Source organism: Nocardioides sp. Root122 (genome assembly GCF_001425025.1).
Classification (GTDB): Bacteria; Actinomycetota; Actinomycetes; order Propionibacteriales; family Nocardioidaceae; genus Nocardioides.
Map to the genome: position 1 here is coordinate 92,623 of NZ_LMDE01000003.1, position 23,986 is coordinate 116,608.

At 72.2% G+C, this 23,986-nt stretch carries 21 protein-coding genes; 10 read left to right on the forward strand and 11 right to left on the reverse strand.

The window, feature by feature from the left end; genetic code table 11:
• Positions 1-35 precede the first annotated feature (35 nt).
• From ASC64_RS05250 to ASC64_RS05265, 4 genes are read left to right on the forward strand one after another with little or no spacing between them, the layout of a single operon-like run.
• Entirely contained in the window at positions 36-803 is a 768-nt protein-coding gene (locus ASC64_RS05250) for a DeoR/GlpR family DNA-binding transcription regulator (RefSeq protein WP_056906486.1), read from the forward strand.
• A complete protein-coding gene (locus ASC64_RS05255) occupies positions 800-1,753 on the forward strand; it encodes a 1-phosphofructokinase family hexose kinase (protein ID WP_056906487.1) in 954 nt (317 codons plus the stop codon). The genes ASC64_RS05250 and ASC64_RS05255 overlap by 4 nt, the downstream gene beginning before the upstream one ends.
• Entirely contained in the window at positions 1,750-3,879 is a 2,130-nt protein-coding gene (locus ASC64_RS05260) for a PTS fructose transporter subunit IIABC (RefSeq protein WP_056906488.1), read from the forward strand. The genes ASC64_RS05255 and ASC64_RS05260 overlap by 4 nt, the downstream gene beginning before the upstream one ends.
• Positions 3,880-3,925: 46 nt before the next feature.
• On the forward strand, positions 3,926-4,168 hold the full coding sequence (locus ASC64_RS05265) for an HPr family phosphocarrier protein (protein WP_056906489.1): 243 nt from the start codon (positions 3,926-3,928) through the stop codon (positions 4,166-4,168).
• Positions 4,169-4,217: 49 nt separating this feature from the next.
• On the opposite strand, the gene ASC64_RS05270 is transcribed toward ASC64_RS05265, so the two are convergent.
• The 6 genes from ASC64_RS05270 to ASC64_RS21555 form a co-directional block, all read right to left on the reverse strand.
• Positions 4,218-5,192, reverse strand: coding sequence for a hypothetical protein (locus tag ASC64_RS05270; RefSeq protein ID WP_056906490.1), 975 nt, complete (start codon positions 5,190-5,192; stop codon positions 4,218-4,220).
• Complete coding sequence (locus ASC64_RS05275) at positions 5,189-6,124, reverse strand: bifunctional riboflavin kinase/FAD synthetase (protein ID WP_056906491.1); 936 nt, start codon at positions 6,122-6,124, stop codon at positions 5,189-5,191. The genes ASC64_RS05270 and ASC64_RS05275 overlap by 4 nt, the downstream gene beginning before the upstream one ends.
• 73 nt (positions 6,125-6,197) lie before the next feature.
• Positions 6,198-7,055 carry a tRNA pseudouridine(55) synthase TruB gene (gene truB, locus ASC64_RS05280; protein ID WP_056906492.1) on the reverse strand — a complete coding sequence of 286 codons (858 nt, stop codon included), beginning with the start codon at positions 7,053-7,055 and terminating at the stop codon, positions 6,198-6,200.
• Positions 7,055-7,573 carry a 30S ribosome-binding factor RbfA gene (gene rbfA / locus ASC64_RS05285; protein ID WP_056906493.1) on the reverse strand — a complete coding sequence of 173 codons (519 nt, stop codon included), beginning with the start codon at positions 7,571-7,573 and terminating at the stop codon, positions 7,055-7,057. Before rbfA ends, truB begins: the two co-directional genes overlap by 1 nt.
• Before the next feature lie 148 nt (positions 7,574-7,721).
• The gene (infB, locus tag ASC64_RS05290; RefSeq protein WP_056906494.1) at positions 7,722-10,535 is read right to left on the reverse strand and encodes a translation initiation factor IF-2; all 2,814 of its coding nucleotides are present in this window, start codon (positions 10,533-10,535) and stop codon (positions 7,722-7,724) included.
• 97 nt (positions 10,536-10,632) lie between these two features.
• Positions 10,633-10,971 (reverse strand): YlxR family protein, encoded by a 339-nt coding sequence (locus ASC64_RS21555; protein ID WP_308195211.1) that lies wholly within the window; start codon positions 10,969-10,971, stop codon positions 10,633-10,635.
• Positions 10,972-11,035: 64 nt separating this feature from the next.
• Here ASC64_RS21555 and ASC64_RS05295 point away from each other — a divergent pair, with 64 nt between their 5' ends.
• Positions 11,036-11,779 (forward strand): alpha/beta hydrolase, encoded by a 744-nt coding sequence (locus tag ASC64_RS05295; RefSeq protein ID WP_056906495.1) that lies wholly within the window; start codon positions 11,036-11,038, stop codon positions 11,777-11,779.
• Positions 11,780-11,881: 102 nt separating this feature from the next.
• Here ASC64_RS05295 and nusA read toward each other — a convergent pair whose 3' ends face one another.
• Positions 11,882-12,865: a transcription termination factor NusA gene (nusA, locus tag ASC64_RS05300; RefSeq protein ID WP_056906496.1), complete on the reverse strand. Its 984-nt coding sequence runs from the start codon at positions 12,863-12,865 to the stop codon at positions 11,882-11,884.
• Positions 12,865-13,362, reverse strand: coding sequence for a ribosome maturation factor RimP (gene rimP / locus ASC64_RS05305; RefSeq protein ID WP_056906497.1), 498 nt, complete (start codon positions 13,360-13,362; stop codon positions 12,865-12,867). The genes nusA and rimP overlap by 1 nt, the downstream gene beginning before the upstream one ends.
• A gap of 116 nt (positions 13,363-13,478) precedes the next feature.
• Between rimP and ASC64_RS05310 the strand changes: the two genes are divergently transcribed.
• The 3 genes from ASC64_RS05310 (at position 13,479) to ASC64_RS05320 (ending at position 15,889) form a co-directional block, all read left to right on the forward strand.
• Positions 13,479-13,982, forward strand: a complete 504-nt coding sequence (locus tag ASC64_RS05310; RefSeq protein WP_056906498.1) for a hypothetical protein — start codon at positions 13,479-13,481, stop codon at positions 13,980-13,982.
• Positions 13,979-14,407 (forward strand): ferritin-like domain-containing protein, encoded by a 429-nt coding sequence (locus tag ASC64_RS05315; protein ID WP_056906499.1) that lies wholly within the window; start codon positions 13,979-13,981, stop codon positions 14,405-14,407. Before ASC64_RS05310 ends, ASC64_RS05315 begins: the two co-directional genes overlap by 4 nt.
• 420 nt (positions 14,408-14,827) lie before the next feature.
• Complete coding sequence (locus tag ASC64_RS05320; RefSeq protein WP_056906500.1) at positions 14,828-15,889, forward strand: IS110 family transposase; 1,062 nt, start codon at positions 14,828-14,830, stop codon at positions 15,887-15,889.
• A 375-nt stretch (positions 15,890-16,264) separates the two neighbouring features.
• Here the strand turns inward: ASC64_RS05320 and ASC64_RS05325 are convergent, their stop codons facing one another.
• Both ASC64_RS05325 and ASC64_RS05330 read right to left on the reverse strand, forming a co-directional pair.
• A complete protein-coding gene (locus ASC64_RS05325) occupies positions 16,265-16,981 on the reverse strand; it encodes an HAD family hydrolase (RefSeq protein ID WP_056906501.1) in 717 nt (238 codons plus the stop codon).
• Positions 16,982-17,068: 87 nt separating this feature from the next.
• The gene (locus ASC64_RS05330) at positions 17,069-18,847 is read right to left on the reverse strand and encodes a proline--tRNA ligase (protein ID WP_235563538.1); all 1,779 of its coding nucleotides are present in this window, start codon (positions 18,845-18,847) and stop codon (positions 17,069-17,071) included.
• 121 nt (positions 18,848-18,968) lie between these two features.
• On the opposite strand from ASC64_RS05330, the gene ASC64_RS05335 reads away from it, so the two are divergent.
• Positions 18,969-19,937 (forward strand): hypothetical protein, encoded by a 969-nt coding sequence (locus tag ASC64_RS05335; RefSeq protein WP_056906503.1) that lies wholly within the window; start codon positions 18,969-18,971, stop codon positions 19,935-19,937.
• An 89-nt stretch (positions 19,938-20,026) separates the two neighbouring features.
• Here ASC64_RS05335 and ASC64_RS05340 read toward each other — a convergent pair whose 3' ends face one another.
• On the reverse strand, positions 20,027-22,618 hold the full coding sequence (locus ASC64_RS05340; protein ID WP_056906504.1) for a CHAT domain-containing protein: 2,592 nt from the start codon (positions 22,616-22,618) through the stop codon (positions 20,027-20,029).
• Between the two features lie 84 nt (positions 22,619-22,702).
• Here ASC64_RS05340 and ASC64_RS05345 point away from each other — a divergent pair, with 84 nt between their 5' ends.
• Complete coding sequence (locus tag ASC64_RS05345) at positions 22,703-23,983, forward strand: S8 family peptidase (protein WP_056906505.1); 1,281 nt, start codon at positions 22,703-22,705, stop codon at positions 23,981-23,983.
• Positions 23,984-23,986 lie beyond the last annotated feature (3 nt).

Consider the following 23,986-nt stretch of genomic DNA (forward strand, 5'->3'; position numbering starts at 1 on the left):
AACACATACACAGATCACGGCCGAAGGGACCACCGATGTACGCCGAAGAGCGCCAGCAGGCGATGGCCCAGCTGATCAGCCGCCGCGGTCGCCTCTCCGTGGTGCGCCTCGCCGAGGAGTTCGAGGTCACCACCGAGACGGTCCGCAGGGACCTGTCCACGCTGGACCGGATGGGGCTGGTCCGACGGGTCCACGGCGGCGCCGTGCCGGCTGGCTCGCTCACCGTCATCGAATCAGGCATCGGCGAGCGCGACCAGTCCAACACGCAGGCCAAGGAGGCCATCGCGGCGGCGGCCGTCGCCCTCCTGCCGCCGCCGGACTCCGTGGTCGTGATCGACGCAGGCACCACGACGGCGCGGTTCGCCGCGGCCCTGCCCCGCGACCACCGGCTCACCGTCATCACCCACGCCGTCCCGGTGGCCACCCGGCTCGCCGGGCTCCCCCAGATCGAGCTGCACCTGCTCCCCGGACGCGTGCGGCCGACCACGCACGCCGCGGTCGGCGCCGAGACCGTCGCCGCGCTGGCCGAGCTGCGCGCCGACGTCGCCTTCGTCGCGACCAACGGCCTCACCGTCGGGCACGGCCTCACCACGCCCGACGCGGACGAGGCCTCGACCAAGCGCGCGGTCATCGCCTGCGCACGACGCACCGTGGTGCTCGCGGACTCCACCAAGCTCGGGGTGGAGACTGCCGTCAGGTTCGCGACGCTCGACAGCATCGACGCGCTCGTGACCGACGACGGCATCGAGCCCGCCGATCGCCGGGCGCTGGAACAAGCCGGAATCGAGGTGGTGATCGCATGATCCTGACCCTGACCCCCAACCCGAGCATCGACCGCACGGTGTCGCTCGACGGCGAGCTGGTGCGCGGCCAGGTCCACCGGGTCGCCTCGGTGACCTCGCAGGCCGGCGGCAAGGGTGTGAACATCTCGCGCGCCGCCGTCAGCGCCGGCATCCCCAGCATCGCCGTCGTACCAGCTGCCAAGGAGGACCCGTTCGTCCTCGAGCTGCTCGGCGCGGGCATCGACTGCCGCCCCGTCACGCCCGCCGGCGACGTGCGCGTCAACCTCACGATCACCGAGCCCGACGGCACGACCACCAAGCTCAACTCGCCGGGCGCCGACGTGCTGCCGCTGCACCTCGAGCTGATGGCCCAGGCGGTCCTCGTCCGGGCCTCTGGCGCGGACTGGACCGTGCTGGCAGGCTCACTTCCTGTGGGCGCCCACGCCGGGTTCTACGCCGACCTCGTACGACGACTCCGCGAGGTGGGCGGCCACGTCGCGGTCGACACCAGCGAGGCTCCGCTCCAGGCCCTCGTCGAGGCCCTTCCCGAGGCGGCACCCGACCTGATGAAGCCCAACGGCGAGGAGCTGGCCTCCTTCACCGGGGGCGACGCCGAGGAGCTCGAGGCGGACCCCGCGGCCACCGCCGCAGCGGCTCGACAGCTCATCGACCGTGGCGTCGGGGCTGTCCTCGCCACCCTCGGCGGCAACGGCGCGGTCCTCGTCACCAGCGAGGGTGCCTGGCACGCCACCCCACCCCCCACCACTGTGGTCAGCACGGTCGGGGCGGGTGACTCCAGTCTCTTCGGCTACCTGCTCGGCGACATCCGGGGGCTGCCCGCCCCCGAGCGCCTGGCCCTCGCAGTCGCCTACGGCAGCGCCGCCGCAGGCCTTCCCGGCACCACCATCCCCCAGCCCTCGCACCTCCGTACGGAGCTCGTGGGCGTCACCGCCCTGGGAGGCACCGCATGACCGACCTGATCACCACCGACCTCGTGCGGCTCGGCGCCGACTGGGGCGCCGACAAGCAGGACGTGATCCGCGCCCTGGCCGCCGTCGTCGACGACGCCGGGCGCGCGAGCAGCAAGGACCAGCTCATCGAGGACGCGTTCGCCCGTGAGGCGACCTCGGCCACCGGGCTGCCCGGCGGCATCGCGATACCCCACTGCCGGACCACCGGGGTCGACGAGCCGACCCTCGCCTTCGCCCGTCTCGACCCGCCTGTCGACTTCGGGGCCAAGGACGGCCCGGCCGACATCGCGTTCCTCATCGCCGCACCTGCCGGCGGCGACGCCGACCACCTCACCATCCTCACCAAGCTCGCCCGCGCGCTGGTGAAGCCCGCCTTCACCGATGCGCTGCGCTCGGCGGAGTCCGTCGAGGAGGTCGTCGACCTGGTCGCCCACGAGCTCGGCGAGCCTGCGGCCGCCAAGCCCGCGCCCGCCTCGGGCGCCCCCTCCGGTGCGGCCACCCCGAGCGGCGGCCCGACCACGGTGCCGGAAGGGGCCGACGCGGCGGCACCGACCGCGACCGCTGCCGCCGGCGGCAAGCCCTCGCTCGTCGCCGTCACCGCCTGCCCGACCGGCATCGCGCACACCTACATGGCCGCGGAGGCCCTGGAGGCCGCCGCCGAGCGCGCCGGCGTCGAGCTGCAGGTCGAGACCCAGGGATCTGCAGGGTCGACGCCCCTGCCCCCCGACACGATCGCGCGTGCCGGCGCGGTGATCTTCGCCGTCGACGTGGGCGTGCGCGACCGGTCCCGCTTCGCGGGCAAGCCGATGGTCACCTCCGGGGTGAAGCGCCCCATCGACGACGCCGACGCGATGATCGCCGAGGCGCTGCGCTACGCCGCCGACCCGGCCGGCTCCCCGAGGGTCGAGGGCGAGGCAGGCGCCGCGGACGCGGGCGTCACCGGCCAGGAGACCTGGGGTGGACGCGCGCGCCGCGTGCTCATGACCGGTGTCTCCTACATGATCCCGTTCGTCGCCGCGGGCGGTCTGCTGATCGCCCTGAGCTTCCTCCTCGGCGGCTACGAGATCGTCGGCCCCTACGGCGACATCGCCGTGTCGCACACGATCTTCGACCTGCCCGACCCGGCCGCGTACGGCCTCGACCACGCACTGCTCGGCTCGGGCTTCCTGGCCTACGTCGGCGCCCTGTTCTTCATCATCGGCAAAACGGCGTTCGCGCTGTTCATCCCGGCGTTCGCCGGCTACATCGCCTACGCGATCGCCGACCGCCCGGGCATCGCCCCGGGATTCGTCCTGGGCGGCCTCGCCGCCAACCTGTTCGGCGTGAAGACCTCGGGCGACAGCCCCATCGACTTCCCGGCGACGGGATTCCTGGGCGCCATCGTCGGCGGCGTGCTCGCCGGCCTGATCGCGCACTGGCTGGCGCAGCGCAAGGTGCCCGCCTGGGCCCGCGGGCTGATGCCCGTGCTGGTGATCCCGCTGGTGACCTCGATCGTCGCCGGGCTCATCATGATCATCGTCCTCGGCAAGCCGATCAACTGGCTGATGACCCAGCTCACCGACGGCCTCAACTCGATGACGGGCAGCAGTGCGGTCATCCTCGGCGTCATCCTCGGCCTGATGATGGCCTTCGACATGGGCGGCCCGCTCAACAAGGTCGCCTACAGCTTCGCCGCGGTCGGCGTCGGTGGCGCGGCCCTGGCCTCGGACGCCCCGGAGCTGCGGATCATGGCCGCGGTCATGCTCGCCGGCATGGTGCCGCCCATCGCCCTGGCCCTGGCCACCGTGGTGCGGCCCGGGCTGTTCAACGCACCCGAGCGGGAGAACGGCAAGGCCGGTTGGCTGCTGGGGGCCTCGTTCATCACCGAGGGAGCGATCCCCTTCGCGGCGGCCGACCCGATCCGCGTCATCCCGGCCATCATGGCGGGCAGCGCGGTGACCGGAGGCCTCTCGATGGCCATGGACGTCGCGGTGCGCGCGCCGCACGGCGGGATCTTCGTCCTGTTCGCCGTCGACGGGAAGCTCGGCTACTTCATCGCGCTGGCGGCGGGCGTCCTCGTGGGCGCTGCCCTCGTCGTCCTGCTGAAGAGCTTCGGCAAGTCGGACGCCGACGTCGCCACCGTCTGATCCACCCACCCAGACCCACCACCAGATTCCCGACCCAAGGAGAACCATGCCCAGCAAGTCCGTCGTCGTCGGCTCCGCCGTCGGCCTCCACGCCCGTCCCGCCGCGATCATCGCCGAGAAGGCCGCCGAGCTCGGCTCGGAGGTCACCATCAACGGTGTCGACGCCAGCTCCTCGCTGATGATCATGACCCTCGGCGCCGGCAACGGCGACACGGTCGAGGTGGCCGGCGACGACCAGGCTGCTGTCGACACGATCGCCGCCCTGGTCGAGCAGGACCTCGACGCCTGAGGTCACTCCCACCCCGACCACGCCGGCCCGCCAGGCACGTCCTGGCGGGTCAGCGTGCCTTCAGGGCGAGGTAGACCGCCCGCATGCCGACGGCCCGCTCGAGCTGGCTCTCGACCACCGAGAAGAACTGGCGGCGGTAGGTCTCGTCGGTGACGGCGGACACGGTGAAGTAGAAGCCGCTGAAGGACGCCAGGAACAGCGAGACCTTGAGCAGCGAGAAGGTCACGTGCGAGAGGTGCGGGACGTTCTGGAGCGTGTCGAGCTGGGTCCAGGCCAGCTGGGTCTCGGCCTCCATGACCAGCGAGCCGAACAGCATGAAGAACACGAAGACCGTGAGCGAGAGCAGCAGCACCTGGATGGTCTGGATCACCACCAGCACCAGGATCAGGTTCCACTTCTCGAACCCGGCCACCTGGGCGAAGTCCTGCGGGTCCACCGCCGGGTCGTCGGCCACCTCCCGCGCAGCCGCCTCGAGCGGGGTGCCCGCGCAGGCCCGGACGATGAACGCGTCGTCGACGGCGTCGTCGACCCGGTCCACCTCCTCCGGCAACCGCACCAGCAGGAACAGCACGGCCAGGCCGAGCATCAGCAGCGCGGTGAACCACAGCACCCCGAACGGCAGGTTGCTCGTCATCTGCCACGCCTCGGCGTTGACGAAGAGGAACGTCACGAACACCAGCAGCAGCGGCAGCGCCCGCGAGGCCATCGGCACCAGGTAGCGCACGCTGCCCAGCGTCCGGGAGAGGGCGAAGGCGAGGATCGGCCGCCCCCGCAGCACCGTCGCGCCGTAGGCGAGCAGGCCCAGGAACGTGATCGACAGCCACAACGCCGGTCCCGCGGCGTACTGCTCGGAGAACCACGCCAGCAGGCCGGCGCCGGCAGCGACCACGAGCAGTGCGAGGACGAGCACGGCCAGCCGGCGGGCACGCAGCCCGGCGCGGGCGGCGTCACGCTCCTCGGGGACGAAGTACGGCAGCCCGTGGTCGAGGAACCAGGTCTCGACGTCCGCCCGGGGGGCGGTCACGCCAGCAGCTCGCGCGCCCGGCGTACGTCGTCGCTCATGGTCTCGATGAGCGCCTCGATGCCCTCGAACTTCACCATGCCGCGCAGGCGGTCGACGAAGGCCACCTCGACCTCGACGCCGTAGAGCTCGAGGTCGTCGCGGTCGAGGACGTAGGACTCGACGCGGCGGTCGCGCTCGCCGTCGAACGTCGGGTTGGTGCCGACGGAGATCGCCGCGGGATAGCGCTCGTCGGTGTCGAGGCGGGTCAGCCAGCCGGCGTAGACGCCGTCGGCCGGTGCCGCGTCGACCGGCGGGATCGGCACGTTGGCGGTCGGGTAGCCGAGCTCGCGGCCCCGCTTGTCGCCCTCGACGACCGTGCCGCGCACGGTGAAGGGCCGGCCGAGCGCCTCGGCGGCACCGGCGACGTCACCGGTGGCCAGGCACTGCCGGACGTAGGTGGAGCTCCACACCTGCGGACCGCCGTCGAGCGGCACCCCGACGGTCTCGAAGCCGCGCGAGGAGCCGACCTCGACGAGCGTGGCCACCTCCCCGGCCGCCTTGGCACCGAAGCGGAAGTTCGAGCCCACCACGACGGCGCCTGCGTGGAGCGTGTCGACGAGGACCCGGTCGATGAACTCCTCCGGCGACCAGCCGGCGATCTCGCGGTCGAAGCCGACCACGAGGATCGCGTCGACGCCGGCCGCGTCGAGGAGCCGCGCCCGGGTCGCGATGGAGGTCAGCGTGGGCGGAGCGTGCTCGGGCCGCAGCACCGCCATCGGGTGCGGGTCGAAGGTGACTGCGACGACCGTGTCGATGCCGAGCCGGTGCCCGGTCTGGCGCGCCTCGCGCAGCACGTGGGCGTGGCCGAGGTGCACGCCGTCGAAGTTGCCGATGCTCACGACCGTGCGGCCGAGGTCGGCCGGCACATCGTCGACGTCTCGCCAGATCTGCACGGCGGCAGCCTACTGGCGCGGCCTGCCCGTCCCGCCGACCTCCCCCCGTGCTCGCACCGGGCGCTTGCTTGCGCTAGACGAAGACCGCGACCGGGCGGGCCTGCTCGCCGCGCCGCTCGTAGAGGGCGAGGAACGTGCCGTCGGGTGCGAAGACGGCGTGCGGCCCGTCGCCGGGCAGTGCCAGGTCGAGGGCGCGCCCGAACCGCACGTCCGCTGCCTGCTCCTCGTCGAGGTCGATCGCGGGGAAGGTCGACCGCGCGGCGTCGGCGATCGGCAGCACCGCGAAGTCCTCGGACAGCGTCTCGAGCGTGCGGGCCACGGAGAGGTCGAAGGCGCCGACGGCCGTCCGCCGCAGTGCCGTCAGGTGGCCACCGACGCCGAGCGCGCGGCCGAGGTCGCGTGCGATCGCGCGGATGTAGGTGCCTGAGGAGCACCGGACCGAGAGGCGCACGTCGGGCAGCGCCACGTCGTGCACGACGAGCTCGTGGATCGTCACCGGCCGCGCCTTCAGCTCGACCTGCTCCCCCGCGCGCACCCGCGCATACGCGCGCTGGCCGTCGACCTTGATGGCCGAGACGGCGGTCGGCACCTGCTCGATGTCGCCGACGAACCGCGCCAGCTCACGGCGTACGTCGTCCTCCGTCACGCCCACGACCGGGTGGGTCTCCACGACCTGACCCTCGGCGTCGTCGGTGGTCGTCGCCACCCCGAGCCGGATGGTGGCGTCGTAGGCCTTCTCGGTCAGCATCAGGTGGCCGAGCAGCCGGGTCGCACGGTCGACGCCGAGGACCAGGACGCCTGTGGCCATCGGGTCCAGCGTGCCGGCGTGCCCGACCTTGCGGGTGCCGGCGAGGCGCCGGACCCGGGCCACGACGTCGTGCGAGGTCATGCCCGGGGCCTTGTCGACGACGACCAGACCGGGGTCGACCATCAGGCGCGGTCGTCCTCGTCGCGGTGGTCCTCATCCAGGGCGAGGTCGGAGCCGTCGCCGAGCGTGTCCTGCTCACCGAGGGCGTCGTCCAGGTCGACCTCGGCCACGCGCGGCTTCTTGTAGGGGTCGGCCTCGCCGGCGTAGGCCTCCACACGGCGTGCGGCGACCTCCTCGTCGAGCTGACGGGCCCGCTCGAGCACCTCGTCGAGGGCGCGGGCGTTCTCGGGCAGCGCGTCGGGGATGAACGTCAGCGACGGCACGATGCGCATCCCGAGCTGCTTGGCGACCTCGGAGCGGATCACGCCCTTGGCCGACTCGAGCGCCGCGGCCGTGCTGGCCAGCTCCTCCTCGGTGCCGAGGACGGTGTAGAAGACCGAGGCCTGCTGCGAGTCGCCGGTCACGCGGACGTCGGTGACCGTCACGAAGCCGAGGCGGGGGTCCTTGATCCGCCGCTCGAGCATCTCGGCGACGATCACCTGGATGCGGTCGGCGATCTTGCGGACGCGTGGGTTGCTCATGTGGCTCACTCTCTCAGAAGCGTCTTCAGCGATCCCCGGCTGACCGGGGATCGCTGAAGTTGTCAGGCTGTGCAGCGCCCGACATGTTCAGTGATCCCCGGCTGACCGGGGATCACTGAACGGAGCCGAACCTGCGACGGGTGGTGCGTCAGCTGCGCGGGATCTCGCGCATCTCGAAGGCCTCCACGACATCGCCGATCTTGATGTCCTGGAAGTTGCGGAGCACCAGACCGCACTCGAAGCCCTCGCGGACCTCGGAGGCGTCGTCCTTCTCGCGGCGCAGCGAGGCGAGGTCGAGGTTGTCGGCCACCACCGCTCCGTCGCGCAGGACCCGCACCTTGGCGTTGCGGCGGAGCAGGCCCGAGGTGACCATGCAGCCCGCGATGTTGCCGGCCTTGGACGAGCGGAAGATCTCGCGGATCTCCGCCTGGCCGAGGGTCGACTCCTCGTAGACGGGCTTGAGCATGCCCTTGAGCGCCGCCTCGATCTCCTCGATCGCCTGGTAGATGACCGAGTAGTAGCGGATCTCGACACCTTCCTTGTCGGCCATCTGGCTCGCCTTGCCCTGCGGGCGGACGTTGAAGCCGATGATGATGGCGTCGGAGGCGGCCGCGAGGTCGACGTTGGTCTCGGTGATGGCACCGACACCGCGGTCGATCACGCGGAGGGAGACCTCGTCGCCGACATCGATCTGCGACAGGGCGTCCTCGAGCGCCTCGACCGAACCGGACACGTCGCCCTTGAGGATGAGGTTGAGCTCCTGGCTCTCGCCCTTCTCCATGGAGGCCATGAAGTCCTCGAGGCTGCGGCGCACGCGGCGCTTGGCCTGCATGGCCGCCCGCTCGCGCGCCTCGCGCTTCTCGGCGATCTGACGGGCCATGCGGTCGTCCTCGACCACGATGAAGTTCTGGCCCGCACCCGGCACCGCCGAGAGACCCAGCACCATCGCCGGACGCGACGGGTCGGCCTCGGCGATCTCGTTGCCGTGCTCGTCGAGCATCGCGCGGACACGGCCGTGGGCCGGACCGGCGACGATCGAGTCGCCCACGCGGAGCGTGCCGCGCTGGACCAGCACCGTGGCGACCGGACCGCGACCGCGGTCGAGGTGCGCCTCGACCACGAGGCCCTGGGCGTCCTGGTCGGGGTTGGCCCGCAGGTCGAGCGAGGCGTCGGCGGTGAGGACGACGGCCTCGAGCAGCTTGTCGAGGTTGAGCCCGGCCTTGGCCGAGACGTCGACGAACATCGCGTCGCCGCCGTACTCCTCGGGGATCAGGCCGTACTCGGTGAGCTGGCCGCGGACCTTGGTGGAGTCGGCCTCCGGCTTGTCGATCTTGTTGACCGCGACCACGATCGGCACGTTGGCCGCCTTGGCGTGGTTGAGCGCCTCGACCGTCTGCGGCATGACACCGTCGTCGGCCGCGACGACCAGGATCGCGATGTCGGTGGCCTGGGCACCACGGGCACGCATGGCGGTGAACGCCTCGTGACCCGGGGTGTCGATGAGGGTGATGCGACGGTCGTCGCCGTCGACCTCGGTGTGGACCTGGTAGGCACCGATGTGCTGGGTGATGCCACCGGCCTCCTTGTCGACAACGTTCGCGTCACGCAGCGCGTCGAGGAGCTTGGTCTTTCCGTGGTCGACGTGACCCATGACGGTCACGACCGGCGGGCGGATGACGAGGTCGGACTCGTCGCCCTCGTCGGCACCGAACTCGAGGTCGAACGTCTCGAGCAGCTCGCGGTCCTCGTCCTCGGGAGAGACGATCTGCACGACGTAGTTGAGCTCCTCGGCGAGCAGCTCGAACGTCTCGTCACCCACGGACTGGGTCGAGGTGACCATCTCGCCGAGCGAGAACAGCATCTGCACGAGGGCAGCTGCGTCCACGTTGATGCGCTCGGCGAAGTCGGTCAGCGAGGCGCCACGCGGGAGACGGACGGTCTCGCCGTTGCCCTTGCGGACGCGCACGCCACCCAGGGTCGGGGCATCCATGGCCTCGAACTCCTGGCGACGGGCGCGCTTGCTCTTGCGTCCACGACGCGACGGACCACCGGGGCGACCGAAGGCACCTTGGGTCTGGCCGCGCTGGCCGGGACGACCGCCACCGGGGCGACCGCCACCGGACGGTCCGAAGCCTCCGGGACGACCCGGGGCACCGCCCGGAGCACCGGCACCGGCGCCGGGACGACCCGGAGCACCGCCGCGGCCGGGGGCACCCGGACGACCGGGACCGCCACCGGGACCACCGCGGGCCGGACGGCCGCCGGGACCGGCGCCGAACGCGGCCGGGGACTTCGGCATCATCGCCGGGTTCGGGCGCGGCATGCCGGGACGGGCGTCGCCGCCGCCGGCGGGCGGGCGCGGCGGACGGGTGTCGTCGCCGGGCGTGCGGGGCGCCGGGCGCTGGCCCATGCCCTGGCTCGGCGCGAACGGGTTGTTGCCGGGGCGCGGTGCGCCGGGACGACCCACGGGACGCGGCGCGGGCGCCGCGGACTTGGCCGCCGGGGCGGCCGGCGCCTCGGGCTCGGCTGCCGGTGCCTCGGGCTCGGCGGCAGGGGCCTTCGGACCCGGCCTGGGGCCGGGGCGGGCGGCCGGAGCAGCCTCGGCGGGCGCTGCGGCCGGAGCCTCAGCGGCTGCCTCGACGGCTGCCTGGGCGGGAGCCTCGACGGGCGCCTCGGTCGGCGTCTCGGCCGGGACCTCGGCGACGGGCGCGGGCTTGGGGCCGGGCTTGGGGCCGGCCTTCTTGGCGGCCGGCTTCTCGGCCGGCGCCTCGGCGGCGGGAGCGGCGGCCGCAGCGGCCTTCAGCTCGTCGCCGTACTGCTTCTTGAAGCGCATCTCGACGGGAGGCTCGACAGTCGACGATGCCGACTTGACGAACTCCCCCATCTCCTTGAGCTTCTCGAGAACGAACTTGCTCTCGACTCCGAACTCCTTGGCGAGTTCGTGGACTCGGGTCTTTGCCACGGTTGGTTACTTCTCCTTCTGGTCCGTGACCCCAGAAGGAGGGGAAACGGAACAGCTAGTGGGTGTGCACACTCATTACGAGTTACTCATCGAGTGCTCATGAGCTGCGTGCTCCAGTTTCTGGTCGGTGCTGCTGTGAATCGGACTGGTGCGCGGCGAGGTGTTCCTCCACCGCCGCGCCGCTGAGGGTGTCGCCCGAGCGGAGGGCCCGGGGAAACGCTCGGCGTCGCACGGCGAGCTGCCAACACTCCAGCGTGGGGTGGACGTGCGCCCCACGGCCGGGTGCCCGGCGGTCCGGATCGGGCACCAGGGCCGGTCGGCCCAAGGCGTCCGAGCCTGCAACCACCCGGAGCAGCTCGCTCGCAGCGGCCCTGGTCCGGCAACCCACACAGGTCCGGACAGGTCCGGGCGCAGGGGTGTCAGACGTGATGGCCACTGCTCACCACTCTACTGCGTGGGGCCAGTGGTTTGCGAACCGGCGCAGGGGGCACCCTGCGCCTGTGCACCTGCTCGCCCCGCTCACCCGGCGTCTCTACTACCCCGGTGCCGCGACGCGGCACTCGTCCGCATCGACGACGTACGCCCTGCGCCGGGGCGCGGTGACGCTCCGCGGTCGGACCGCGGGATCCGGCCCCGACGCGCTGGTCTGGTTCGGCGGCAACGCCGAGGACGTGGGCGCCCGGGCGGAACGGCTGGCGTCGACGCTCCCAGGCCGGACGTCCTACCTCGTGGCCTACCGCGGGTACGGCGCCTCCGACGGCCTCCCGTCCGAGCGCGCACTGGTCGCCGACGGCCTGGCCCTGGTCCGCGAGGTGGCCACGAGGCACCCCCGGGTGGCGGTCGTCGGCCGGAGCCTCGGCAGCGGCGTGGCCGTGCAGGTCGCGAGCCGGCTCAGCGGCGACCCGGCCACGCGCGACCTGGTCGACGCCCTGGTCCTGGTGACGCCGTTCGACTCCGTGCGGAGCATCGTGCGGCACCACGCCCGCGGGCTGCCCTTGGACGTGCTCCTCGGCGACCACTTCCGCTCCGACCTCCACGTCGGCGCGGTCACCGCCCCGGTGACGGTCGTGCGCGCCGGGCGTGACGTGGTCGTCCCGCCGGCGTCGACCGACCGGCTGGTGCGGCTGCTCCCGCCGGGCGCCCGGGTCGTGGATCTTCCCGAGCGCGACCACGCGGACGTCATCGCTGCGGACGAGACGTGGGACGCGATCGCCCGGGCCGTCGACGGCGTCGACCGGACCTAGGCCGGTCGGCGGCACGGGACCGGTCGACCGCCATGGACGCTGGACGCACGGCATGCTGGGCGTCGAGCGGCCGTAGGTCCGCTCGAGAGAGCCCGTCGACGGTCAGTCCTCGGGCGCCGGCGCCTCGTCGGAGCGGATGTCGATCCGCCACCCGGTGAGCCGGGCGGCGAGGCGGGCGTTCTGGCCCTCCTTGCCGATCGCCAGGGAGAGCTGGAAGTCGGGCACGACGACGCGGCACGACCGCGTGGCGAGGTCGACGATCTCCACGGAGGTGACCCGGGCCGGCGAGAGGGCGTGGGCGACGAGCTCGGCGGGGTCCTCGGCCCAGTCGACGATGTCGATCTTCTCGCCGTGCAGCTCGCTCATCACGTTGCGCACGCGCTGGCCGAGCGGGCCGATGCAGGCGCCCTTGGCGTTGACGCCGGGCACGGTGGAGTGCACGGCGACCTTGGTGCGGTGACCGGCCTCGCGGGCGATCGCGGCCACCTCGACGGTGCCGTCGGCGATCTCGGGGACCTCGAGCGCGAAGAGCTTCTTGACCAGCGTGGGATGCGAGCGCGACAGGGTGATCTGCGGACCGCGCATGCCCTTGCGGACCGAGGTCACCAGGCACTTGATGCGCTCGCCGTGGACGTACTTCTCCCCCGGCACCCGCTCGCTGATCGGCAGGATCGCCTCGAGCTTGCCGAGGTCGACCATCACGTCGTCGGGGTTGCGGCCCTGCTGGATGATGCCCGAGATGATGTCGCCCTCCTTGCCGGAGAACTCACCGAACGTCTTCTCGTCCTCGGCGTCGCGCAGCCGCTGCAGCATGACCTGCTTGGCGGTGGTGGCGGCGATGCGGCCGAAGCCCTCGGGGGTGTCGTCGTACTCCGGGCCGGCGGAGCCGTCCTCCTCGACCTCGCGGGCCCACACGGTCACGTGGCCGGTCTTGCGGTCGAGCTCGACACGCGCGGGGCGGTGGTGCGACTCGGTGGCCCGCTGGTAGGCCGTCAGCAGGGCCTGCTCGATGGCCTCGGCCAGCACCTCGAAGGAGATCTCCTTCTCGCGCTCCAGCATCCGCAGGATGCTCAGATCGATGTCCATCAGTCGTCCTTCTTCTCGTGCTTGTCGCTCTTGCGGTTGAACTCGATCTGCACGAGGGCCTTCGCCACGTCGGCGTAGGCGACCTCACGCTGCGTGCCGTCGACGTCGAGGGTGACCGACTCCTCGGTCGAGGCGAGGACGCGGCCGGTGACGGCGGACCCGTCGGCCAGCGTGGCCTTGACGAGACGGTCCTCGTTGCGGCGCCAGTGGCGCGGGAGGGTCAGCGGCCGGTCGACGCCACGGGAGGTCACTTCGAGCGTGTAGGGCATCTCGCCCATCACGTCCGACTCGTCGAGCACGCGGGAGACCTCGCGCGTCGCGTCGGCCACGTCGTCGAGCGTCACGCCGCCGTCCTTGTCGACCGCGACGCGCAGCACGCGCCGCTTGCCGGCGGGGGTGACCTCGACGGCCTCGACGTCGAGGCCCATCGCGCTCAAGGGGTCGACCAGCTCCGCTTCGATGCGGTCCCGGGTGGCGTCCTGGTGGGGGGTACTCATGAGGATGCGACCTCCTTGTGCTGTTGTCGAAGGAACACCCTACCGGGCCGCCTAGCGACCCCGTGCGCCAGCGCCGACCGGTCCGTACCGGCGACGCCGATGGGTAGGGTTCGGGCGTGCCCGGACGCCCGCTCTCCCGTCGTACGACGCTGGGCTCGGCGCTCGCCGCCCCGCTCGTCCTGGCCGCCTGCGACATCGATCCGCCCTCCGACAAGACCGGCTCCCCCGCGTCGGCACCGGCTCCGCCCGAGGACTCCGAGCTCGTGGCCACGGTCGTCGCAGCGCTCGTCGACGCGGGCGCGGTGCTGGCCGCCGCGACCGCAGCGGTGCCCGCGCTCGACGCCCAGCTCGAGCCGCTGGTCGCCGCCCACACCGCTCACCAGGAGCTCCTCGCGGGCGCGGTGCCGGACGCCGGGCTGCCGACCGCCACGCCCGCTACAGTCCCGGCCCGGGCCGAGCCGGCCCTGCGTGCGGTCCGCCGCTCGGAGCAGCAGCTGCTGCGCGTCCTGCGCGACGGCTGCCTGGGCGCCGCGAGCGGCGACCTGGCCCGGGTGCTGGCGAGCATGGCCGCGTCCACGTCCCAGCACAACGCACGCCTCGGCGCCGGGGGCGCGGCATGACCGTCCTCGACGCCCTCCAGACGACGCTCGCCGACGAGCACGCCGCGCTCTACGCCTACGGCGTGCTGGGTGCGCGCACCTCCCAGGCGTCCGCGCCGCTGCTCTACGACGCCCTGACCACGGCCTACCGCCGGCACCGGTCACGGCGCGACCAGCTCCGGACCATGGTGGCCGAGGCGGGCGGGCAGCCGGTCGCGGCGGCGGCGGCGTACGACGTCGAGCTGCCCGTGCAGGGCGACGACCGGATCCGCACAGCCGCCCTGGCGCTCGAGGTCGACGGCACGGAGACGCTCACCGCGCTGGTGGCGCAGTCGTCGGGCAGCGTGCGCGCGTGGGCGCTCACCGAGGTGGTCTGGTCGGCCACCTGGCAGCTCGAGCTCGGCGGCGAGCCGGAGACCTGGCCGGGAGCACCCGAGCTGTACTGAAGGGTTCGTGACGGTCGCTGCGCGACCTCCTCGACCAACGGCGGTCGAGCTGCGCGACCTCCTCGACCAACGGGGGTCGAGCTGCGCGACCTCCTCAACCAACGCGGGTCGAGCTGCGCGGCCGCCTCAGCCACCGCGCTCGGCGCCCGACGTCGTCTGGACTGACTGTGAGGATTCCCTTCGCAGCCTGATGGTGCTGGGCTGTGACCAGTGACTGCGGGCGTGACCCTTGGACTGACTGGCTTCGTGCCTTTCGCTCGACTTGTCCACTCGTGGTTGCTGGCCCGGCCCGGCCGGAGCAGCTGGCCTGATCAGGAGCTTGACCGACCGGTGTTAGCGCACCGGCCGTGTCCCATCACAGTCCTGCCGATTCTCCGCCCGGACCGGAACCACATCCGCTCCCAGGCAAGGAGAGAACGCATGACAAGTGTGACCGATCTACGCGAGGTGGTCGATGTGGTCATCGGCGTCGACACCCACGTCCACACCCACTCCGCCGCTGCGGTCGACGCACGCACTGGCGGTGTGCTCGACGAGATCACCGTCGAAGCAAGCGCCGATGGCTACGCCCGGCTGGTGGAGTTCGCCAACGAGCACGCAGCGCTGCGGGCATGGGCGATTGAGGGCACCGGCGGTCACGGCGCCGGCCTGACCCGGCACCTGGCACGCCGCGAGGAGGTCGTCGTGGAGCTCGACCGTCCCCAGCGGCCCAGGCGGCGCAACGGCGCCAAGTCCGACCCACTCGACGCGATCCGTGCTGCACGCGAGGCCCTGTCCCGCGCGAAGTTCGGCAGCCCGCGAGGCAGTGGTGACCGACAAGCACTGTCAGTGCTGCTCGCAGCGCGCCGTTCGGCCGTCAACGCCTCGACCGACGCTCAGCGACAGGTGTTCAGTCTCGTCATCGCCGCACCAGAGCCGATCCGTGAGCGGTTCCGCGGTCAGAAGCTCCCCGTGATGATCCGCACCGCCGCGAGCATGCGCCTGAACTCGGCGTGGGACACCGAAACCACCACGACCGTCGTAGTGCTGCGTTCCCTCGCCCGCCGTGCCCGCATGCTCGCTGAGGAAGCAGCCCAGCACGAGAAGGCCATACGGGTCATCGTGCGGGCCTGGCGACCTGACCTCCTCGCCCAACCCGGCATCGGGCCGATCGTGGCCGCCACGGTGCTGTGCGCGTGGTCCCACCCGGGCCGGGTCCACTCCGAGGCAGCATTCGCGATGCTCGCCGGTGCCGCACCGATCCCGGCCAGCAGCGGCCAAGTGACCAACCGCCATCGACTGAATCGCTACGGCGACCGCCAACTCAACCGCGCCCTGCACACCATCGTGCTGTCACGGATCCGCTACGACCAAGCCACCCAGACCTATGTGGCCCGCAGAACCACCGAAGGCAAAACCACCCGCGAGATCAAACGCTGCCTCAAGCGGTACATCGCCCGAGACCTCTTCCGGCTACTCGAACACCAACACACGACGGCTTGACGATCCATAGGAGCGTCGAGCGAGCGAGTGCGACGAGCGCAGCTCGGGAGCGAGGAGGGAAGACGACGTCTTCAGGGGCGCCGAGCACGCGCGAGCGGAGCGAGCGCAAAAAGAACGGCCCGCGGCCTCAACCATTGGGAAAGTCCCGAGATCCTTCCCAATGGCCGAGGACGCGGACCGCCTTGTGGGGTTGGTCAGCATCACCCGTTGTGGCCCCTCCTGTGGGGGTGGTGGAACCACATGCACAATCATGCATTCGATCGGGGTGGAGTGAAACGATAAGGCCGTTGCATGTTCGTGCAACGCACAAAGTTGCAGGTGATCCACACCCGGGCCACAACCGGGGAAACCCGGGCGGCGGCCGCGCGGCAGCCTTCAGCGGGCGTCGAGCGCGCGCACCGCGGCGGGGACCTCCGCCAGGGAGCGGACCGTCGCGTCGGGCTCACCCTCGGTGTGCCCCACCTGCGACGGAGGGATGTTGCTGTGGGGGACGTGGATCGCGTGGAGACCGGCGTTGCGGGCGCCCCAGACGTCGTCGAACAGGCGGTCCCCCACGTAGACGCACGCAGCGGGGTCCGCGACGCCGACCGCCTCCATCGCGGCGGCGAACGCACGCTCGGACGGCTTCGTCCACGGGATCTCGCTGGAGTAGACGTCGCCGTCGATGAGGTCGTGCACGCCGTCGCGCTCGAAGAACCCGACATGCCAGGCGCGAGGCCAGATGGTGTTGGACAGGACACCCACCTTCAGCCCGGCGGCACGCAGCTCCTCGAACATCGGCCGCACCTCGGGGTCGGTGAGGGTGTGGGGCTCCCAGAAGTCGTAGTAGGCCTGAAGCAGGTCGGGGTCGTGGTCCAGACCGGCCTCGGCGAACAGGTCGGCGATCGTGGCGCTCTGCTGGCGGTCGCGGCTACGACCCCAGATCACGTCACCGGCGCGGTGGAGGCGCGCGGCGTGCGCGTGGTGGTCGTCCTCGGGGGTCGGCGTACGACGTACGGCCTCGGCGAGCGCCAGCGACTCGGCGTGGAAGTCGATGTCGTGCCAGCGGGTCAGGGTGCCGCCCCAGTCGAAGATCACTGCCTCGATGCTCATGGGCGCGAACCTATCGGCGCGACAGCGTGGAGCCCCCGAGCCACCCAGTGGCTCGGCGGCTCCACGATCAGCTGCTGACCGGGTCGATCAGCTGCGGACGATGTCGACGATGTGCGTGGCGGCGCGCTCGACCGCGACCTCCTCGCGCTCCCCGGACCTGCGGTCACGGACCTCGACCGTGCCGTCGACCAGGCCGCGGCCGACGGTCACGATCGTCGGCACACCGATGAGCTCGGCGTCCTTGAACTTCACTCCGGGGCTCACCTTGCCGACGCGGTCGTCGAGGAGCACCTCGAGGCCGGCCTCCTTGAGGTCGCGGGAGAGCTGCTCTGCTGCGGCCAGGATCGCCTCGTCCTTGCCGGCCGCGACCACGTGGACGTCGGCGGGCGCGACGTTGCGCGGCCAGCAGAGCCCGATCTCGTCGAGGGTGCCTTCGGCGATGGCCGCCACGGCGCGCGACGGACCGATGCCGTAGGAGCCCATCGTGACGGTGACCAGCTTGCCGTTCTCGTCGAGCACCTGCAGCCCGAGCGCCTCGGCATAGCTGCGGCCGAGCTGGAAGATGTGACCCATCTCGATGCCGCGGGCGGACTCGAGGCTGCCCTCCTCGCAGTTGGGGCAGGCATCGCCGTCGCGCACGTCGGCGGCCTCGATCGTGCCGTCGGGCGTGAAGTCGCGTCCGACGACCATGTCGACGACGTGGGAGCCGTGCACGTTGGCACCGGTCACCCAGCGCGTGCCCTCGGAGATGCGGGGGTCGACGACGAACCGGATCCCGGACTTCGACTCCTCCCCCAGGACCTCCGGGCCGATGTAGCCCTTCACGAGCGCGGGGTGCTTGGCCATCTCGGCCTCGTCCATGGGCTCGACCTCGATCGGCTCGAGCTGGCCCTCGAGCCGCTTCTGGTCGACCTCGCGGTCGCCGGGGACGCCGATGGCGAGGGGCTCGCGGGTGCCGTCGGGGTGCTTCAGCACGACGAGCACGTTCTTGAGCGTGTCACCGGCCGCCCAGGGACGGTCGTCACGGGGGAAGGTCGCGTTGAGGTGGTCGACCAGGGTGTCGATGGTCGGCGTGTCGGGGGTGTCCTCGGCGTGCGCGGCGGGCACGCCGTCGTACGACACGGGGGCAGGCGCACGGACGGCGACGGCCTCGACGTTGGCGGCGTAGTCGCAGTGGGTGCAGCGGACGTAGGTGTCCTCACCGACCGAGGCCTTGGCGAGGAACTCCTCGCTGGCCGAGCCGCCCATCGCGCCGGAGGTGGCCTTGACGATGACGTACTCGAAGCCGAGCCGGTCGAAGATCCGGATATAGGCGTCGCGGTGCTTCTGGTAGGACTCCGCGAGCCCGGCGTCGTCGATGTCGAAGGAGTAGGAGTCCTTCATGACGAACTCACGACCGCGCAGGAGGCCGGCACGCGGGCGCGCCTCGTCGCGGTACTTGTTCTGGATCTGGTAGATCGAGAGCGGCAGGTCCTTGTAGGAGGAGTAGAGGTCCTTCACCACGAGGGTGAACATCTCCTCGTGGGTGGGGCCGAGCAGGTAGTCGGCGCCCTTGCGGTCCTGGAGCCGGAAGATGTTGTCGCCGTAGTCGGTCCACCGGTGGGTCGCCTCGTAGGGCTCCTTGGGCAGCAGCGCCGGGAACACCAGCTCCTGCGCGCCGATGTCGTCCATCTCCTCGCGGATGATGGCCTCGATCTTGCGGAGCACCTTCAGGCCGAGGGGCAGCCAGGTGTAGATGCCCGGCGCGTTGCGGCGGATGTAGCCCGCACGGACCAGGAGCCTGTGGCTCGGCACCTCGGCGTCGTTGGGGTCGTCGCGCAAGGTGCGCACGAACAGGGTCGACATGCGGAGGAGGCGGCCAGTCATGGGCGCAAGGATAGGTGCGGGCCTTCGGCCACCGCGAACCAGATTGCCCGCCGGTCGCAGGCAACCTCGCCACGCCCCACGACGTCTCCCTGACGACACCGCACACTCCAGGGGGAACACGATGCGTCACGCACGCACTGCCGGCCTCGTGCTGGCCACCATCACCACCGCGCTCACGCTCGCGGCACCGGCGCAGGCGGCCGCACAGATCGTCGAGCTCCAGCCGCAGCGCCTGGCCCGCGGCGCCGACGTCGCGGTCCCCCACATCGAGGACGGCGACTTCGTCGACGGCGCGCGCCGGGTCGAGCTGCCCGGCACGGTCGCGCGGGTCATCGGTCGGTCCGGCGACGCGTGGCTGGTCGGCACCAACAACATCGACGTCAAGCGCAACCGGCGCGTCGTACGCGTCGAGGCGGACCGGGAGGTCGTCGACGTGCTGCGCAACATCGACCCCTCCACGGTGGTCCTCAGCGCCGACGGCAGCACGCTCGCGTGGCAGGGCTTCACCGGCCGCGGACGCAAGGTCACGACGTACGCCGCCTCGGCGACCGACGGCACGCTGCTCGGCAGCAGGGGGCCGGGCCGGTACGTCGACCTGCTCGACGTGGACGCCGACCGGGTGGTGCTGAGCAACGACAGCCGCGTCCTCCAGTGGCGGATCCGCAGCGGTCGCACCAGGACGATCGTGCGGAAGCACGGCGGGATGGCGGACATCGAGCACGACCTGCTGACCATCTGGACCAAGGGCCCCTACCGCGGCGGCTGCACGAAGCTGGTCCGGCTGAGCGCACCCCGGATGAAGCACTGGACGTCGTGCCGCGACCGCGTGGCCGCGGTCTCCCCCGACGGGACCCAGGTGCTCACCTTCCACAAGCTCACCGACGGCGTCGGCCCGGGCGACATCCGCCTCCGCACCCTCGACGGCACGAGGCTCGCGACCTACCGGACCAGCTGGTTCAGCGGCTGGGGCTGGGAGTCGCCGGGCACGCTGCTGCTCGACGTCAACGGCACCGTCAAGTCGTCCACTGTCCGCTGCACGCTCGACGCCTGCGAGAACGCCACCGACCCGGTGAGGGCCGCGACTCCCTGAGGCTCAGATCGCCCCATCTCCCTCAGCCACCGCGCTCGGCGCCCGACGTCGTCTGGACTGAGGAGCGAGCGCCAACAACACGGCGACGGTCATATCCCCAGCACGGTGAACGACGCCGCGGTGGCCGCGAGGACCTGGTCGCCGGCGGCCACCTCACGGGCGGCGAGCATGGCCTCGCCGAGCCCGTGCCCGCGGCGCAGGGCGGCGTGGAGGGCGACCATCACCTGGACCGTCGCGGCGTCGTCGACCTCGCCGAGGCTGGAGACGATGCCGGCGGTGCCCATCGACAGGAGGGCGGCGGAGAGGCCGAGCAGCTCCTGGGCCCCGACCGGGGCGAGGCCCCCCGACTCGCACGCCGACAGCACGACGCGGTGCGGCGGCCGCGTGAGCTGCTGGAGGTCGTGCACGAGCAGCGGCCCGTCGGCCATCACGAGCGAGGAGAAGAGCGGGCTGTCCTCGCGGAAGTGGCCGTGGGCCGCGACGTGCGCGAGGGCGGCGCCGTCCAGCGCGGCCAGCGAGGCATCGACGGTCGCGTCGTCCCCGTCGAGCACCACGGCGGACGGGTCGTGGGCCACGACGGCCGGCACCTCGGCACCGCCGCTGTCGAGCCCGGGGCCGACGAGCATGACCCGCCGGTCGGGCTCGGCGGCGGACGCCTGCCGCGCCCGGAGCCACAGCCGCGCGGACGGGACGCTGGTGACGGGACGGCCGGCGAGCCCGGGGACGAGGCCCCACGGGACACCCTGGAGCGCGCTGGTCCCCGACACGACCACGCGGGACTCCCCCACGTGGTCGAGCGCGGACCCGAGCAGCGCCCGCTGGAGCCGGTCGCCGGCCAGGCCGAGCTGGGACCGGCGCCCGCGCGCCGCCCCGCGCAGGGCGAAGAGTGCAAAGTCCACTGCAGCTGAAGCAGCGTCCGCCGCCCCGACGTCGAGGCGTCGTACGCGGCCGTGCCCCACCACGAGGGCGTGGAGGTGGCGGTCGATCTCGGTGAGCTCGACGAGCACGGTCCCGTCCTCGGCGAGGGCGTCCAGCAGCGCGGCCACGTCGAGCGACTGCGGCGCGACCCCGGAGCCGCGCAGGTGGAACATCCGCTGACGGACGGACTGCTCGAGCCGGGCGGCGCGCGCCTGGAGCCGGTCGGTCGGAGCCCCCTCGGCGCGGGCGTCGGCGATGCGCCGGTGCTGGGCGCGCAGCGCGGCCAGGTCGGCGGTGGTCTCCGGGTCGCGCTGGTCGTAGGCCGGCGGGATCGTCAGCGAGTTGGCACGCCACCGCTCGGACCAGCGCAGCAGCTGGCGCGGGTCCCCCGACTCGAGGGCGGTGCGGGTCCCGAGCTCGGCGAGCCGTGCGCCATGGCCGGACGAGACGGCACGCAGCTCCTGGCTGCCCAGGGTGGCGCGGTGCTCGTCGAGCGCCTTCAGGCCAGCGTCGCAGGCGCGCAGGACGCCGCGGAGGTCGTCCTCGAGTGCCCGGCGCTGCGCGAGCGCGAGCCAGCCCAGCACGCGGATCCGTCCGTTGGTGGCCCTGCGGAAGGTGGCCGCCTCGTCGAGCCAGGCGGCCTGGAGCGCGGCGGCGCGGGGTGAGCGGACCTCCCCCGCCAGGCGCGCCCCGAGCAACAGGGCCTGCGGGAGCTCCGTGGCCTGCACCTCGCAGGTGCGGGCGACGAGGCGCTCGGTCCGCCTCAGCAGTGGCGCCGCCGGCAGGCCGGCCTCGGTGCGGGCGGTGAGCGCCAGGAGGTCGGCCTGCAGACGCGGGATGTGCCGCGACTGGCGCCGCAGCAGTCGGCTGGCATCGTCCGCCGCGGTCGTGGCGCGCGCCCAGTCCCCTGCCGCGAGCGCTGCCTCGGCGACGGCCAGCAGAAGGTCGGCCTCTTCGCGCGGGAGCAGCGGCCGCACGACCAGTGCTCGCTCCACGACCTCGAGCGCATCGGTCGCCAGACCAGCGGCGAGGTAGGCCAGGCACCGGTCGTAGACGAGGTCCACGTTGGTTAGGTTCATCGCGTCGTAGCGCGCGTTCGCATCGGCGTAGAGCCTCAGGGCCAGTGGCAGGTCGCCGCGCACGTAGCCGAGCCAGCCGGTGTTGTGCTGGGCGAGCCCGACCTCGAACTCGTCGCCCTGCGCGGCGGCGAGGTCGCGGTAGGAGGCGAACGCCGTGGCAGCCGCGTCGAGGTCCCCCAGCCCGACGTCGGCCAGGCCCTCGAGGTTGAGCGCACGACGCTCCCAGACGTGGTCGCCGGCGCCGGCGAAGAGCCGTCTGGCCTCCTTGAGGTCGGCCGCGCTCTCCTCGAACAGCGCGAGCAGGTGTCCGGTCACGTACGCACGGCGCACCAGCGCGCGCCCGAGGGGTACGCCGGTCAGCAGGGCCGCCGCCTGGTCCAGCCGTCGCATGCCCTCCGGCAGCCAGCCGGCGATGCACAGTGTGGAGCCCAGGGTCGCGAGCGCGTCACCGCGTCGCTCGTCGTCGCCCGACCGGCGGGCCAGGCGTAGCGCCGTACGCAGCTCCGCCAGCGCGGCATCGGTCTGCCCGAGCTCGCGCAGTGCGATCCCGATGATCTGGTGCCCGATCGAGGCCAGGGCGGGGTCGGGGTCGTGGATGAGCTCGTCCTCCGCGCGCTTGCGCGCCAGATCGAGGTCGCCGAAGAGCGTGCGCAGCAGCTCCTCGGCCTCGCCCCTGGTCATCATGGTCCGGCCATCCTCGCGGATCGGCGGGTCAAGATGTCACGAAAACTCTCGTCAGGGTCGTCTTGGCGGCACTAGCGTCGGACCATGAGCGACTGGATGATCGGCGACGACCGGCGGCGACGCACCACCGACCAGCTCCGCGCGTTCCGGAGGGCCAACCCGGAGCAGGTCGCCTGGAACACCGAGGCACCGGCCGACTTCACCTACCTGTACCACCCCGATCGGGTGCTGGTCCGCCGTGCGGACGTCGACGAGTTCGAGGAGACCGCCCGCCAGGTCGGGGACCGCCTGCTGAAGGGTCAGCCGCAGCGCGACGAGACGACCCTCCTCGGCGGCGCGCTCGTGCGTTACCTGCTACCGGAGCGAACCAGCGGCGAGTCGGTGCCCGAGGTGCTCGACCAGCTCGAGGCGGCGGGACTCACCCGCGGCCGCGCGACACCCGACCACTGGGTGCACGTGTCCCCCGGCGGACCGGGTGGCAGCCTCTGCCCCGCGATCGAGCCGCAGGAGACGGGGCTCAAGGAGCCGTGGCCGCCCCAAGCCCCGGACACCACCGACAAGCGCCACGACGTCCGCGTCGTGGTCGTCGACACCGGGTGGAACCCGACCTCGGCGACGGACGGCCGCACCCCCTGGCTCGACGGTGTCACCGGCGACGACGAGCAGAACGGCGCCAGGCTGCGCAGGTACGCCGGCCACGGGACGTTCATCGCCGGCGTCATCCGGTGCCTCGTCCCCCACGCCACGGTCCACGTCGACGGCTTCTGCATCGGCGGCGTCGGAGGGGGAGGCATCCTCGAGTCCGACATGGTCGACCAGCTCGAGGAGGCGATGAAGCGCGACCCCCAGGTCATCAACCTCTCGGCGGGCTGCCGCACCCGCATGGACTACCCGTCCGTTGCCTTCCAGACCTTCTACGACGAGCACCTCGAGGGCAGGGACTGCGTGCTCGTGGCCGCCGCCGGGAACGACTCAACCGCAGCGCCGTTCTGGCCGGCCGCCTTCGACTGGGCCGTCGGTGTCGGGTCCCTCGACCGCAACGGCCGGATCTCGGACTTCTCCAACTACGGGGTGTCGGCCGACGTCTACGCCCTCGGCCGCAACCACGTGAACGCGTTCCCCGACGGCAGCTACAAGTGCCGGGAGACACCCGACAAGGGCGACATCCGGGAGTTCCGCACCGGCATGGCCCGTTGGAGCGGTACGTCGTTCGCCGCACCGATCGTGGCCGGTCTGATCGCCCGGGAGATCGCCGAGCACGGGATCCCCGCAGCCGACGCGCGGGACCACGTGCTCGCCCGCGCGGTCTACGACTCCGACCCCACCGTCGGCCCCCACATGGAGCTGCGGCACCCGCACGCGTGAGGC

What these genes read in the sequence shown, in the direction of transcription:
- ASC64_RS05265 (WP_056906489.1), top strand. Translation starts at nt 3,926, where the DNA reads ATGCCCAGCAAGTCCGTCGTCGTCGGCTCCGCCGTCGGCCTCCACGCC.
- ASC64_RS05330 (WP_235563538.1), bottom strand. Translation starts at nt 18,847, where the DNA reads ATGACTGGCCGCCTCCTCCGCATGTCGACCCTGTTCGTGCGCACCTTG.
- ASC64_RS05315 (WP_056906499.1), top strand. Translation starts at nt 13,979, where the DNA reads ATGACCGTCCTCGACGCCCTCCAGACGACGCTCGCCGACGAGCACGCC.
- nusA (WP_056906496.1), bottom strand. Translation starts at nt 12,865, where the DNA reads ATGGACATCGATCTGAGCATCCTGCGGATGCTGGAGCGCGAGAAGGAG.
- rbfA (WP_056906493.1), bottom strand. Translation starts at nt 7,573, where the DNA reads ATGAGCAACCCACGCGTCCGCAAGATCGCCGACCGCATCCAGGTGATC.
- ASC64_RS05255 (WP_056906487.1), top strand. Translation starts at nt 800, where the DNA reads ATGATCCTGACCCTGACCCCCAACCCGAGCATCGACCGCACGGTGTCG.
- ASC64_RS05250 (WP_056906486.1), top strand. Translation starts at nt 36, where the DNA reads ATGTACGCCGAAGAGCGCCAGCAGGCGATGGCCCAGCTGATCAGCCGC.
- ASC64_RS05325 (WP_056906501.1), bottom strand. Translation starts at nt 16,981, where the DNA reads ATGAGCATCGAGGCAGTGATCTTCGACTGGGGCGGCACCCTGACCCGC.
- ASC64_RS05345 (WP_056906505.1), top strand. Translation starts at nt 22,703, where the DNA reads ATGAGCGACTGGATGATCGGCGACGACCGGCGGCGACGCACCACCGAC.
- ASC64_RS05320 (WP_056906500.1), top strand. Translation starts at nt 14,828, where the DNA reads ATGACAAGTGTGACCGATCTACGCGAGGTGGTCGATGTGGTCATCGGC.
- rimP (WP_056906497.1), bottom strand. Translation starts at nt 13,362, where the DNA reads ATGAGTACCCCCCACCAGGACGCCACCCGGGACCGCATCGAAGCGGAG.
- truB (WP_056906492.1), bottom strand. Translation starts at nt 7,055, where the DNA reads ATGGTCGACCCCGGTCTGGTCGTCGTCGACAAGGCCCCGGGCATGACC.
- ASC64_RS05260 (WP_056906488.1), top strand. Translation starts at nt 1,750, where the DNA reads ATGACCGACCTGATCACCACCGACCTCGTGCGGCTCGGCGCCGACTGG.
- ASC64_RS05335 (WP_056906503.1), top strand. Translation starts at nt 18,969, where the DNA reads ATGCGTCACGCACGCACTGCCGGCCTCGTGCTGGCCACCATCACCACC.
- ASC64_RS05340 (WP_056906504.1), bottom strand. Translation starts at nt 22,618, where the DNA reads ATGATGACCAGGGGCGAGGCCGAGGAGCTGCTGCGCACGCTCTTCGGC.